This is a genomic window from Streptomyces sp. NPDC001380, assembly GCF_042895785.1.
In the GTDB taxonomy this organism is placed as follows: Bacteria; Actinomycetota; Actinomycetes; order Streptomycetales; family Streptomycetaceae; genus Peterkaempfera.
This window is the reverse complement of sequence record NZ_JBIAWP010000007.1, coordinates 81,786-95,131: the sequence shown is the minus strand read 5'-3', so window position 1 is coordinate 95,131 and position 13,346 is coordinate 81,786. Positions and strand designations below refer to the sequence as shown.

Sequence of the window (13,346 nt, the reverse complement as noted above, 5' to 3'; positions counted from 1 at the left end):
GGGCACCGGATGCAGGAGCAGGCACAGGGGCGCGGCAAGCGGTGTGCGCCCGGGCGGCGGCCGCCGTCGAGCGTCGCGCACGAACGACCGCTCCCCACCGCGGCGGACCGGGGTCCGGACGGGTTCGGACGCGGAGGCTACCGCCGGGTAGCGCGATGGCCTACCGTCGAGAGGCGCCGCCGCCCCGGCGCCCCCGCGGCAGCCGCAGGAAGGCCCCCCACCCGCGCCGGCGGCTGCCCTCGCAGACGAGGAGTGTGGCCGCGATGCACTGCTTCGCCGACGACGACTGGGACGACATCAGGGACGACCTGCCGCAGGAGGTCGTGCCGCTGCTCCGCGCCGGACTGCCGCACCTGACGGACCTGACGGTGAGGGAGATCCTGAGGTGCGTACCGGAGTTCCGCCGGCCGGCGCCGGCCGGCGGTCCGGACGCCGCCGGCGGCTGCACCGTCCGGCTCGGCGTGGAACGCGCCCTGGCGGGGTTCGCGGACCGGGCCGCCGCCGTCCGCGGCGCCCCGGACCCGGACACGGCCGAGCTGTTCCGGTCGCTGGGCCGCGCCGAGGCCCGCGAGGGCCGCGGCCCGGACGCCCTGCGGGCCGCGTACCGGACCGGCGCCCGCGCCGTCTGGCGGTGGCTGGTGGAGTCGGGCTCCCGCGCCGGCGTGCCGCCGGAGCGGATGTACCGGGTCGCCGAGGCCGTCTTCGCGTACGCGGAGGAGCTCACCGGCCACAGTGCCGAGGGGTACGGCGAGGTCCGCACCGCCCTGGCCGGGGAGGTGCAGCGCAACCGGCGGCGGCTGCTGGAACTGCTGACCGGGACGCCCGTGCCGGGACGCGAGGCCGTCGCCGCCCTGGCCCGCGCCGCACGCTGGCCGCTGCCGGAGACCGTGCGGGCCGTCGCGCTGCGGCCGTCCGGGCGGGCCGGGGAGCCGGGCCCCCTCCCGCCGGACCCCCTCCTGCCGGCCGCCGGGGTCGACGCCCTCGCGGACACCGAGGGGCCCGAGCCGTACCTGCTCCTCGCGGACCTCGGTCCGCGCACCCGCCCGGTGCTGGACCGGGCCCTGGGCGGCCGGCCGGCCGCGGTGGGGCCGCCGGTGCGGCTGGCGGACGCGGGCGTCTCGCTGCGGTGGGCGCGCCGCCTGCTGGCCCTGGGCGCCCGGGGCCTGGGCGAGGGACCGGTGCTGCACTGCGCCGACCACCTGCCGGCCCTGGTGCTGCTGGGCGACGAGACCCTGGTCCGGATCATGGCCGGGCGCCGCCTGGCGCCGCTGCAGAAGCTGACGGTCCGCCAGCGGGAACGGCTGGCGGAGACCCTGCTGGCCTGGCTCGACTGCGGCGGCAGCGCGCCCGGGGTGGCCCGGCTGCTGGGGGTCCACCCGCAGACCGTGCGCTACCGGCTGCGGCAGATCGAGGAGCTGTTCGGGGAGGGGCTGCACGACCCGGACGTCCGCTTCGAGCTGGAACTGGCCCTGCGGGCGCGCCGCCTGCTGTCCGGCCTGGCCCCGTCCACCGTCCCGGGGGCCGGTACCGGGACCGGGACCGGGGCGGGGGGCCCCGGGGACGCGGGCACGCCCGGCGGACTGCCGACGCTCCGGCGGTCCGTCGCGGCGCGGGTGGCCGGACCGGCCGGGGTCTCCTCGCGGGCGGCGGCCCGGCCCGCCCGCTGACCGGCCGGGCCGCGGTGCCCGGGCCCCGCGGCCCGGGCACCGCCCCGCCCGGGCACCGCCCCGCCCGGTCACCCCACCGCCGCGGCGTCGGACCGCGGCCCGGCCGTGCCCCCGGAGGTCCCGGGGAGCAGGGGCGGACGGGTGTCAGGAGGCGGTGCAGGCCGGTGTTCCGAGGTTCCGGTCGGAGCCGTCGAGGGTCATGCCCCACGAGGTCGAGGCGGCCGGGGCGAGGGAGCCGTTGTAGGAGACGTTGCGCGCCGTCGTGGGCGGCGCCGAGGCGTCCACGGCCGCGTTCCAGATGCCGCTGATGCGCACTCCCGGGGGCAGGCCCAGGCCGACGGCCCAGCCGGTGGTGGTGCGGGATCCGGTGTTCGCGACCGTCACGTCCACCTGGTAGCCGCCGGTCCAGGAGTTGGTGACCCGCCAGGTCGCACTGCACGCCGCACCGCCGGACGTGGGGGTGGCGGTGGGGGTCGGCGTCGCGGTCGGGGTGGGCGTGGGGGTGGGGGTCGGGGTGGGCGTGGGTGTGGAGCCGTCCTGGCCGGTGGTGTAGTCGGCGGGCGTGTAGTCCTGGGAGCAGCCGCCCGAGCAGGCCGCCGGGAGGGAGAAGTCGTAGGTGCGGCCGCCGAAGAGGTAGCGGTCGGAGGCGTCGCGCACCCGGACCGTGAACCGCGTCCCCCCGGCGGTGGTCGGGGCGAGGATGTAGGACTGGCCCATGTCGCTGTTCATCCGCGCGTCGTGCCAGGCGCCGTCGGCGAGGTACTGCACGCCGTGGATGCCGTCGGGCAGGTGGGAGAAGGCGACGGCCGGCCAGTACGGCTGCGCCCCCTGCATCCAGCCGATCCGGATGTCGCCGGTGTAGCCGGGGGCGGGCACGAAGCTCCAGGAGATGTGCCGGTTGTTCCAGTGGTCCGGGTACATGCCGGTCACCGGGCTGCCGTTCTTCGCGAAGCGGGCGAGCGAGCCGGTGGCGAGGTCGAGGTGGGCCGGGTCGTCGCGGCACCAGGCGTTGGGGTCGGCGCAGCTGTCCGCGACGAGCATGGTGAGGGTCGCGCCGTTGTAGGCGTCGGCCGTCCATGCGCCGTTCCGGCAGAACGGCTGCCGGGGTGCGCCGTCGTTGGTGCCCGTGCAGTAGTCGCCGATGGTCACCTTCACCCAGCGGCCGCAGTTGAGGCCGTTGTCCCAGACGCCCTTCTTCGCGTCCATCGAGGACGGCACGGGCCGCGGGTAGGAGTCGGAGTGGTCGCCGGGGGTGTCGAAGACGTTGAGGGCGACGAAGTCCTGCGAGTCCAGCCGGGACTGCGGCAGGCCGCAGCCCCCGTAGGGGGAGCCCAGGCCGTCGAAGTGGGTGGCGTTGCCGGTCACCTCCGCGCCGGGCGGCGGCACGGTGGCGGCGGGCGCCGACGGGACGGCCGCCGTCGACAGCAGGAGCGCGGCGAGGAGGCCGGCGGCCGCGGCTCCGGCGCGGCCGGACAGGGCGCGCGGGGACGGGGCCCGGGGGGACGGGGGGCGCGCGGGCAGGCCGCGGGGGTGGAGGAAGCGCAGCATGGGGGGTTTCTCCCGGGTGGGGGGCCGGGCGCGGCGCGCCTCGGGGCGCCGGAGCCCTGACAACGATGTCATCCTGCGGCGCCGCACGGAGGCGGGACAGGACGGCGGGGGATCTCGCACGGCCGCCGTACCGGCACGGCGGCGGGGCCGCCCACCCGGCGGGACGTCCGCGCCGGGCACCGGGCCGGGGGGCGGCCCTGGGGCCGCTCGACAGTCGCGCGGCCCCGGCTGCTGCGATGGAAGCACCCGTGAGCGTGAACGGTCAAGGCTTCGGACGGCGGCGGCCCGGGAGCGCGGCCGCGGCACCCGGCCCGCCGCGGGCGGGGGGCACGGCCGGGCACGGACGCGGGCACGGCCGGCCGAGGCGGGCGCGGCCGGGCGGACACCGGGGCCGGCCGTGCCGTAGGGCGCCGCCGGCGGCGCCCTACGGCACGGCCGCGAGGGCGTAGTCGGGCAGGTCGATGTCCCTGGCCTTGGCGAACTGCGCGGCGAGCAGGTTCCGCAGCGGCCGGCGGTTCATCGCGCGCATCGAGGCGTTCCGCAGCCGGATGGCCAGGGCGCCGGAGGGGGCGTACCCGGAGGCGCCCCCGGGCGGCAGCTGCTGCGCCTGGGCGACGTAGGGGCGCATGAGGCGGTCGTAGGCCGCGAAGGCGGCACGGTGGTCGCCCCCGGCGGCGGCGAGCTCGCCGGCCAGGACGTAGGCGCCGACCAGGGCGAGGCTGGTCCCCAGGCCCGTGAGCGGCGTCGGGCAGTACCCGGCGTCGCCGAGCAGCACGGTCCGCCCGCGCGACCAGCGGTCGAGGTGCACCTGGCCCACGGAGTCGAAGGAGAAGTCGGGCGCCTCGCGCATGGCCCGCAGGAGGCGCGGGACCTCCCACCCGGCACCGGCGAAGCGCCGGGCCAGCAGGTCCCGCTGGGCCGCGGTGTCGCGGCGGTCGAGGGCGAGCGGCGCCGACCGGAAGCTGAGCCCCGCCTTGGTCTCGCCGGGCAGGCGGCCGGGGCGGGCCGAGGCCACGAGCCCGCCGGGCGCGTTGTGCATGAGGAACCAGCCGTCGAGGCCCATGTCCTCGGCGACGGTGAACCAGGCGGTGTACAGGCCCAGGGGCCGGACGCACTCCTCCTCCGGACCGAAGGCCAGGGCGCGCACCGCGGAGTGCAGCCCGTCCGCGCCCACGACGAGCCCGAAGCGGCGCGGACCGGCCTTCTCGAAGACGGCGGTGACGCCGTCGGCGTCCTCGGTGAGCCCGGTCACGGTGTCGTCGAAGAGGTACCGGGTGCCCGGCAGGGCGGCCTCGTGGAGCAGGTTCGCGAGGTCGTCGCGGAGGATCTCGACCTCGGAGACGATGCCCTCACCGTCGAAGGCGTCCACCGGCATCCGGGCGGCGACGCGGCCGCGGACGTCGACCATCGCGATGCCGCGCTGGTCGACGGAGAGGGCCTTCGCCCGGTCCAGCAGGCCCATCCGCTCGACCACGGTGCGGCCGGCGCCGCGCAGGTCGACGGTCTGGCCGCCCGGCCGGGGGCCGGGGGCGCGCTCGACGACGGTGGGCGTGAAGCCGGCCCGGCAGAGCCAGTGGGCCAGGGCGTTCCCGGCGATGCCGCCGCCGGAGATGAGGATGTCCGTGTTCTCCATGACGCGGAATGTACAGCGTACACTCCACTGCATCAAGCCCCGAAAAGCCGTGAAGGAAAGGGCACTTCGTCCTCAGCGCACTAGTGCACTGGGGCGCGGAGGCCCTGGTGCGGGCCCCGGCGCGGGGCGTCGCGGCAGCGTGACGGCTAGGGTGGTGCGGCCCGGAGTGCACTAGTGCGGAGGGGATGCCCGTGGACGGGACGGAGGCGCCGCGCTCCGGCCGGATCGCCGCGGAGCTGCGGCGGCGGATCGCGGCGGGCGAGCTGGCCCCCGGGGACCGGGTGCCCTCGACCCGGGAGATCACCCGCGAGTGGGGCGTGGCGATGGCCACCGCCACCAGGGCGCTCACCGAACTGCGCCGCGAGGGCCTGGTCCGGGCGGTCCCGGGCGTCGGCACCGTCGTCGCCGACGTCGACGCGGGCGCCGACGCGGGCGCGGGCGCGGGCCGGCCGGTCCGGGACGCCCGACAGGCCGGACCGCGCCCCGCCCCCGCGGCACGCGCCCGCCGCAGGAGCGCCACCGACGGGGCGCTCACGCCCGGACGGGTCGTCACCACCGCCGTCGCGGTCGCCGACGCGGAGGGGCTGGCCGCGGTCTCGATGCGCCGGGTCGCCGCCGAGCTGGGCGTCTCCACCATGGCGCTCTACCGGCACGTGGCCGACAAGGACGACCTGCTCCTGCAGATGATGGACGCGGCCTTCTCCGAGCAGCCGCTCCCCGCCGACCCGCCGGAGGGCTGGCGGGAGCGGCTCACGGTCGCCGCCCGGCTGCTGTGGGGCATGTTCCGCCGCCACCCGTGGCTCGCCCCGGCCCTGTCCCTGACCCGGCCCCAGCCGGTACCCGGTGCGCTGCCCTTCACCGAGTGGGCCCTGGCGGCCCTGGAGGGCCGCGGCCTCGACCTCCCCACGGTCATGACCGCCCACCTCACGCTGGTCAACTACGTGCGCGGCACCGCGGTCAACGTCGAGGCGGAGACGGAGGCGGAGGCGCTCAGCGGCCTGGACGTCGAGGAGTGGCTGGAGACCCAGGGGCCGGCGCTCGGGGCGCTCCTGGCCACCGGCCGCTTCCCCGCCCTCGGACGGCTCACCGCGGCCGGGTACGAGCTCGACCTGGACGTCCTCTTCGAGTTCGGCCTGCAGCGCCTCCTCGACGGCATCGCCGTGCTCCTCGGCGAGACGCCCTGACCCGGCGCCCGCGGAACCGGCGGCGCGCGCCCCGGGCCGCCCGCCGCCCGGTCACCGCCCGCCGAGCAGGCTCCGGACCGCCAGGCGCGAGACGTTCGCCAGGCCCCGCACCAGCACGGGGGTGAGCAGGACCAGGGCCACGCCGAGCAGGCAGGTCCCGGTGATCTGGGCGGACGAGGCGAGGACGTACTCGTGGTGCCTGCCGTTCCGGGTGTACTCGAAGAGGCGGTAGCCCGGCCAGGGCGTCCAGCGGGCGAGGGCCCAGTGGTAGGCGGGGTAGAGCGCGAGCACCCAGCCGGTGACCAGGAACGTCAGCGAGACGGTGGAGGCGAGGATCGCCCAGGGGAGCATCACCACCTGGTACAGCACCGCCCTCCAGCCCGCGGCGTCGGCCAGCCGGGCGGTGACGAGGCCCCAGAACCCGGGGCGTCGCGGCCGGACGGGCGGCGGGGCGGCGGCGTCGAGCCCGAGCATGCTCCGGGCCCGCGCGCGCTCCAGTGCGCCGAGGCCCCGCGCGCCCGCCGTCAGCGCGGCCAGCACCGGCAGCCCGACCACGGTGACGATCAGGGACGCGCCGGCGGAGAGGAGCGTGACGGCGAAGCAGAAGCCCGCGACGGCGACGGGCAGCGACGACAGGGCGTGGCCGATCTCGCGGTAGGCGGCACCCGACACCGGCGCCAGCCAGAAGGGCGGCCGCCGGGCGGCGCCGGACGCGGTCCGCCCGTGGACGCCGCGGCCGGCGCGGTGGCCGTACTCGCCGGACAGCGGGGTGCTGGTGCTCATCTCGGTCCTCGTTCCTCCGGGGTTCCGGCTCCCTCGCGGCCGGCTCCCCCACGATGTCCCGCCGGACCCCTCCCCCGGAATCCGGCGGGCCGCCCGGTGCGGGGTGGGGCTGCCCCCACCCCGGCGTCCCCGCGGGCACCGCACCCGGGCGGATCCGCGCGGGCCGGGCCGGACCGGCACGCGGGGAGGCCCGGGCCGGACCCGCGGACGCGGACGGAATCCGGGCCTCGGCCGCGCGGGATCCGCACTCTGCACTAAAGTGCATCCGGGCGCGGAGAATCAGGCAGGACGCCATCCGTTTCCACCGCTTTTCCCACCGGATACATGATCCGCACCCCGCCTCCCGCATGTTCGCTTTTGCGGCGGAACACCCCGCGCGAAATCGGGGCGGGACGACACCGCTCTGTCGTGTGACGTGCATCACCATTGACGCGTGGGACCCCCTGGGATTCACTCGTCGCGGCGAGGGGAAGCGAAGTACCGGAAGAATCGGAAAACAATTCCCGCAAGGCTCGCCGAGCATTTCCGTCATCCGCGACGACCGCAGGAGGAAATTCATGAAGCTCGTCGGTTCCCTCAAGAAGAAGCTCTCGGGCGAGAAGAGCCTGAAGGCGTACGCCTGGTACATCTGGTACTAGAAGGCGGGCGGTTCGCCGGAAGCGCGGGGTCGTCGAATCCCCTGCGGGAAAGGCGGCCGCGGCCTCCCGGCATTCCGCTCTCCGGCGCGTCCGGCGGGGCCCCCGAAGGCCCGCCGGGCGCGCCGCCCGCTCCTGGAGATCCCATGCACGCTTCCGTCACAGCCCCGGGGCGCCGCGCGACGGCCTTCGCCCCGCGGATCGACGCGCTCCTCCGCGACCACCTCGGCGAGGATGTCTTCCGACTGGATCCCGGAACCGTGGGAGTCGCCTCTCCGACGCTGATCGACGAGATCCTCGCGGCCCGTCCCGCCAACGACTTCGAACGTCCCACGTTCAAACCGCTCCAGGGCAGGGCCATTCCCAGGACCGAGGCGTCCGCGGTCATGCGCGCGGTCGGCCAGGACGTCCGCGCCGCCCTGCAGACCCCGGTGGACCTCTCGGCCGACCTGTCGGGCGAGTGGCCGCACGTCGCGCACAACCATCTCCGGGACCTGGTCTTCGGGTCCGACCCGTACCGGCTGAAGGTCCTGGTGGACCGCAGGCTGGAGTGGACGCCCAAACTGACCTGGGCCGTCATCGCCGGTGGCGCGGCCCTGCCCCGGCACCGCGGCACCGGACGCCCGGCATCCCGCCTCGCCGCCGCCACCGCGGCCCCGGCGTACGGGGAACGCCGCCACGCCATGGGCATGTACCGGCGGGCGGCGGCTCCGGTCTGCTTCACCGTCTCCGCCCTCGTCGCGAACGCGCTGTGGCTCGGCGCCCCCTTCGCCGACGACGTGCCCAACCGGCACATCATCCACGAGTCGCTCCGGCTGCTCCCGGTCTCCTGGAACCTGCTCCGGGTGGCCTCCCCCGAGTTCCACGCCCTGGACGGGCGGATCGGCGCCGGGGACGACGTGCTGATGCTGCCGCTGCTGAGCCACCGTGACCCCGCCGTCTGGGACGCCCCGCTGGAGTTCCGCCCCGAGCGGTGGAACCACCTCGACCCCGACGACACCCCGGGCTACCTGCCCTTCGGCCACGCCAACGAGCGCTGCTGGGGCCGCCACATGGTCATGCCGCTCGCCGAGCGCCTCCTCGACACCGCCCGGCACAACGGACTCGCCCCGGACCCGCGGCAGACCACAGCCCGCGTGCCCCTCGCCGGCCTGATGAGCGTCGTCGGGGTCCGGATGGTGCCGCGCTCCTGAGGCGGCCGGGCCGCCGGCCGCCGCAGCCCAGCCGCAGTCCCGCCGCAGTCCTTCCGGGGACCGCCCGTGCCGGCCCCGCCCGCCGCGGGGCTCTGGCCGCGCTTAAGGGGCGGATGGTGGGCTGCCCCGGACGGACAGGTACGACGGGCCGGACGGGCACGACGGGAAGGGGCGGTGGAGGGTCGATGGCGGACTCGGCTGGAGTCGTCGGCGAACTGCTGGTGACAGCGGCGGACACGGTGGCGGACGGTGTGGTGCGGCTGACCCTGGCCGACGCGGACGGCGGAGCGCTCGCGCCGTGGACGCCGGGCGCGCACGTGGACCTGCACCTGGGCAACGGACTGGTGCGCCCGTACTCGCTGTGCGGCGACCCGGCGGACCCCTACCGCTACCAGGTGGCGGTCCTCCGGGAGCCGGCGGGCCGGGGCGGGTCCGCCCACGTGCACGACGAGCTGGCGGTCCCCGGGGCGCGGGTGGGGGTGGGCCTGCCGCGCAACCGCTTCCCCTTCGTGGCGGCGGAGCGGTGCCTCTTCCTGGCCGGCGGGATCGGCATCACGCCGCTGCTGCCGATGGTCGCGGCCGCCGAGGCCGCCGGGGTGGACTGGCGGCTCGTCTACGCCGGGCGCTCCCTGGCCGCCATGGCGTTCCGGGAGGAGCTGGCGTCCCGGTTCCCCGGGGAGCGGGTGGTCGTGGCGCCGAAGCGGGAGGCCGGCCGTCCCGATCTGGACGCGGTGCTGGCCGAGGCGGAGTCCTGCGGGCGGACGGTGTACTGCTGCGGGCCCGAGCGGATGGTGGACGCGGTCGCCGCACGCTGTGCCGGCTGGCCCGAGGGGCGGCTCCGGACCGAGCGCTTCCGGGCCGAGGTGTCGGCGGAGGGGGCCGGGTTCGACGTGGAGCTGGCCCGCAGCGGGCTCAGCGCGAAGGTGCCGGACGGCCTCAGCATCCTCGACGCGCTGGAGGACGCCGGCTTCGCGGAGGCGTCCTTCTCCTGCCGGGAGGGCACCTGCGGCAGCTGCGAGACACGGGTGCTCGCCGGGGAGCCGGACCACCGGGACGCGGTCCTGTCGGACGCGGAGCGGGAGACCGCGGAAACGATGATGATCTGCGTCTCGCGCTCGCGGACGCCGCACCTGGTGCTGGACCTCTGACCCGGTGGCCCCGGCCCCCGGCCCCCACCGGGCGCGGGCCGGGGCCTCCGGCTGCCCCCCCCGGCCCCTCCAGTCCCCCGTTCCGCCACCCCGCCGTTCCGCCACCCCGCCGGAGGGGAACCGCACAGGAGGGGCGGACCCGGCGGACGGGGGCGGGCCGGGCCGCCGGGCGGCGGCCGGGCGGCGGCCGGCCTCCCGTCAGGGCTCGGCGAGGAGGGAGTCGACCGCGGTGCGGCCCACCGCGTCCGCGAAGAAGGTGCCCGGGCTCCCCGGGAGCCGGTCCACCTGGAGCAGGCCCAGCAGGACGGACCAGAGGACGAGCGGACGCGGCCCCGGCAGCAGCGCCAGCAGCCCCGGGGTCGGCGGCTCCGCGGCGAGCAGCGCGAAACCGTGGGGCTGGGTTTCCGCCCAGTCCCGGACGGCGTGCGCCAGCCCCTGCCAGCGCAGGGCGGCGGTGCTGTCCGTGCCGCACGGCCCGACGGCGGCGAGGAGTGACGAGCGGGCGTCGTCGAGCAAGGCCTGGAGCAGGTGCCGCCGGCTCGGGTAGTAGCGGTACACGGCCGAGGAGACCACGCCCAGCTCCCGCGCCACGGCCCGCAGCGACAGGGCCTCCGGGCCGTGCGCGGCCAGCTGGCGCCAGGCCTCCTCCCGTATGGCGCGCGCCGCCTCCGCACGCGCCTGCTCCCGCACCCGGCGCAGGGGCGGTGTCGGGCCCCCACCGGGACGGGCCGCACCGGACGTGCGGCCGCCTGCGGCGAAGCCGCCCCCGGCTCCGCCGGGGCAGCCCGCCCCGTCACTGCGCCCGGCGTCCTCCACGCAGGCCGCACCGGCGGCACCCGCGCCCGCCGGGCCGCCCTCCCGGCCGCGCGGCTGCCGTCCGTCCGCGTGCGCGGGGGCCGGTCCCGCCGTCACGCCGCACCCGCCGCAGGGACGAGCCAGACGCCCGGGCGGGCCTCCAGGGCGGGCGGGGTGCGGCCGCGGGAGGGGGTGTACCAGTCCATCAGGTGCTCCAGCAGGCGGTCGGCGTTGCGCTGGCCGAGGCGGACCCACCGGTTGTCCCCCAGCCGCTCGGCGGCCCCGATGAACTCCTGGAAGGTGCGCAGCGCCTCCTCCGGCCTCCCGGCCAGGACCTCCGCCAGGGCCAGGCCCCGGCGGGCGTCCGCCTCCGCACGCGCGTCGCGGGCCCGGGCGGCGCGGTCCAGAGCCGCTCCGTAGCTGGTGGCGGCACGTTCCGCATCACCCTCGCTCAAGGCCGCGTCCCCCGCTCCGACGAGGCAGCGGAGCACTCCTGACGGGTCGCCGTCCTGCTCGAAGAGGGCGCGGGCCTCGGCGAAGTGGCCGTGGGCCGCCGCCGTGCGCATCCGCTGCCAGGCGAGTTCGCCGCGGGAGGCCAGCAGCCGGGCGCGGGCCGCCCCGCTGCGGTCGCGCTCGGCGGCGTCGAGGCCGAGGGCGAGCACCTCGTGCCACCCCTGCCAGCGGCCCGCCGCCTCCAGGTAGGGGGTGACGGCGTCGGCGAGCTGCCAGGCCAGGGTCCAGTCCTCGCCCCGGTGGGCCTGCTGGACGCCGTGCAGCAGCGCGTCGGCCTCCTCCTGGAACCAGCGGGCGGGCGTCGGGCCGATGATCCGCGCGGCGTCGAGGGCGGGGACCCCCGTGTCGGGCGGGGGCGGCCAGGGGGAGGCCCGGCCGGGCTGCAGCCGGTCACCGGCCCGGCGGGCGAGCAGCAGCAGGGCGCCGCCGAGGCGGCGGGCGGCGGCCAGCCGCTGCTCCTGCGGCTCCTCCGCGAGAAGGCGCTCCCGCGCCAGGGCGCGCAGCAGCCGGTGGTAGCGGTAGCGGTGGCCGGTCTCGTGGGTGGCGACCTCCAGCATCCTCGCCTCGGTGAGGAGTTCGAGGGAACGCTCGGCGCGGTCGGGGGTGGTGTGCAGCAGGACGGCCGCGGTCCAGGCGGAGAAGCCGGAGTCGGGGGTGAGCGAGAGCAGCCGGAAGGCGCGCCGTTCGGCGGAGGCCAGCTCCCGGTAGCCGACGTCGAGGACGGTGCGGACGTCGAGGCCGCCGGCGCTCAGCAGGTCGAGCGGGGTGGCCGCGCCGGCGAGGCGGCGGGCGAGGTCGGCGGCCGTCCAGTGGGGGCGGGCGGCGAGGGTGGCTCCGGCCACGCGCAGGGCGAGCGGCAGGCGTCCGGACAGGCGGACGATCTCGCGTGCCGCCTCGGGGTCGGCGGCCGCCGCGGTGCCGCCCTCGGCGAGGAGGAGCCGCAGCGACTCGGCCACGGTGAGCACGTCGAGCACGAGGTGGCGGGCTCCGTCCAGGCCGACGAGGGTGCGGCGGCTGGTGAGCAGCAGCAGGCCGCCGGCGAGGGCCTCGGCGATGGGGCGCACCTGCTGCTCGGCGGAGACGTCGTCGAGCAGCAGGAGCATGCGCCTGCCGCGCAGCCGGGCCGCCAGCTCCCTCTCCGGCGAGGACGTCCGGGGGCTCTCGTGGCCCAGGCTGCGGAGCACGGCGGCGACGGCGGCGCCGGTGTCGAGGGGTTCGCCGTCGGGACCGCGCAGCGGGACGAGGAGCTGGCCGTCGGGCAGGTGCTCGGCCCAGCGGCGGGCGAGGTCGAGGGCGAAGGCGGTCTTGCCGACACCGGCCCGGCCGGAGACGGCGAGCATGTGGGCGGGGGCGTTGTCGGCGTCCCCCTGGAGCATGCGCAGGGCCGCGGCCGTGGACCGGTCGCGGCCGAGAAGTTCGGCGGCGCCGGGCGGCAGCCACAGCTGCGGGGCGGCGGCCCTGCCCCCCGGGGCGGGCCGCCAGTCGAGGGCGGGGTCGGAGCGGAGGATGCGCTCGTGGAGGCGGGAGAGGCCGGGGCCGGGTTCGACGCCGAGCTCGTCGACGAGGGCGCCGCGGAGCCGGCGGTAGGCGGCGAGGGCGTCTGACTGCCGCTCGGAGCGGTAGAGGGCGACCATCAGGTGGGCGTGGAGCGACTCGCGGTAGGGGTGCTCCGCGGCCAGCGCGACGAGTTCGGGCGTGAGTCGGACGTGCCGGCCGCAGCGCAGGTCGGCGGCGATCCGCAGGTCGAGTGCGGCGAGCCGGGCCTCGTCCAGGTGCACGGCGGCGGCGGAGAGCACGGGGCCGTGCGGGACGCCGGACAGGGCGGCGCCGCGCCACTGGGCCAGGCCCTCCTGGAGCCGCTCGGCGGCCTCCTGGTGGGAGCCGTCGTCGTGGGCCCGGCGGCCGTCGCGCACGCGCTCCTCGAAGACCGTCAGGTCGAGCTCGCCGGGGGCGACCTGCAGCCGGTAGCCCGGCGGGCAGGTCTGCAGCAGGTCGCCCCGGGCGCCCGGGACGGCGCGGCCCTCGGCGAGCAGGGTGCGCAGCTGGGAGACGTAGACCTGGAGGGTCGTGGTCACGGTGCGCGGGGGACGGTCGCCCCAGAGCTCGTCGACCAGGGTCTCGCTGGGCACCACCTGGCCGGCGCGGACCAGCAGGGTGGCGAGCAGCACGCGGAGCTTGGCTGCGGTGGGGGTGCGCGGCAGCATCGCCACAGGTCCCAGTACCCGGTATCGCATCGTGCCCTTCTCA

10 protein-coding genes are annotated in these 13,346 nt (G+C 77.5%); 5 read left to right on the top strand and 5 right to left on the bottom strand.

What is annotated here, in order from left to right; genetic code table 11:
• The first annotated feature begins 263 nt into the window (after window positions 1-263).
• Window positions 264-1,667 (top strand): PucR family transcriptional regulator, encoded by a 1,404-nt coding sequence (locus tag ACFY07_RS11000; protein ID WP_390868382.1) that lies wholly within the window; start codon window positions 264-266, stop codon window positions 1,665-1,667.
• A 144-nt stretch (window positions 1,668-1,811) separates the two neighbouring features.
• On the opposite strand, the gene ACFY07_RS10995 is transcribed toward ACFY07_RS11000, so the two are convergent.
• On the bottom strand, window positions 1,812-3,215 hold the full coding sequence (locus ACFY07_RS10995) for a cellulose binding domain-containing protein (protein WP_390868381.1): 1,404 nt from the start codon (window positions 3,213-3,215) through the stop codon (window positions 1,812-1,814).
• 424 nt (window positions 3,216-3,639) lie between these two features.
• Window positions 3,640-4,848 carry an FAD-dependent monooxygenase gene (locus ACFY07_RS10990; RefSeq protein ID WP_390868380.1) on the bottom strand — a complete coding sequence of 403 codons (1,209 nt, stop codon included), beginning with the start codon at window positions 4,846-4,848 and terminating at the stop codon, window positions 3,640-3,642.
• A 185-nt stretch (window positions 4,849-5,033) separates the two neighbouring features.
• Between ACFY07_RS10990 and ACFY07_RS10985 the strand changes: the two genes are divergently transcribed.
• On the top strand, window positions 5,034-6,032 hold the full coding sequence (locus tag ACFY07_RS10985) for a TetR/AcrR family transcriptional regulator C-terminal domain-containing protein (RefSeq protein WP_390868379.1): 999 nt from the start codon (window positions 5,034-5,036) through the stop codon (window positions 6,030-6,032).
• Window positions 6,033-6,083: 51 nt separating this feature from the next.
• On the opposite strand, the gene ACFY07_RS10980 is transcribed toward ACFY07_RS10985, so the two are convergent.
• Window positions 6,084-6,815: a sensor domain-containing protein gene (locus ACFY07_RS10980; RefSeq protein ID WP_390868378.1), complete on the bottom strand. Its 732-nt coding sequence runs from the start codon at window positions 6,813-6,815 to the stop codon at window positions 6,084-6,086.
• A 53-nt stretch (window positions 6,816-6,868) separates the two neighbouring features.
• Here ACFY07_RS10980 and ACFY07_RS10975 point away from each other — a divergent pair, with 53 nt between their 5' ends.
• The 3 genes from ACFY07_RS10975 (at window position 6,869) to ACFY07_RS10965 (ending at window position 9,791) form a co-directional block, all read left to right on the top strand.
• Complete coding sequence (locus ACFY07_RS10975) at window positions 6,869-7,453, top strand: tryptorubin family RiPP precursor (protein ID WP_390868377.1); 585 nt, start codon at window positions 6,869-6,871, stop codon at window positions 7,451-7,453.
• Window positions 7,454-7,596: 143 nt separating this feature from the next.
• A complete protein-coding gene (locus tag ACFY07_RS10970) occupies window positions 7,597-8,643 on the top strand; it encodes a cytochrome P450 (protein WP_390868376.1) in 1,047 nt (348 codons plus the stop codon).
• A 185-nt stretch (window positions 8,644-8,828) separates the two neighbouring features.
• A complete protein-coding gene (locus ACFY07_RS10965; protein ID WP_390868375.1) occupies window positions 8,829-9,791 on the top strand; it encodes a PDR/VanB family oxidoreductase in 963 nt (320 codons plus the stop codon).
• 198 nt (window positions 9,792-9,989) lie between these two features.
• On the opposite strand, the gene ACFY07_RS10960 is transcribed toward ACFY07_RS10965, so the two are convergent.
• The gene (locus ACFY07_RS10960; protein WP_390868374.1) at window positions 9,990-10,481 is read right to left on the bottom strand and encodes a TetR/AcrR family transcriptional regulator; all 492 of its coding nucleotides are present in this window, start codon (window positions 10,479-10,481) and stop codon (window positions 9,990-9,992) included.
• A 218-nt stretch (window positions 10,482-10,699) separates the two neighbouring features.
• A complete protein-coding gene (locus tag ACFY07_RS10955; protein ID WP_390868373.1) occupies window positions 10,700-13,333 on the bottom strand; it encodes a BTAD domain-containing putative transcriptional regulator in 2,634 nt (877 codons plus the stop codon).
• Window positions 13,334-13,346: the final 13 nt, after the last annotated feature.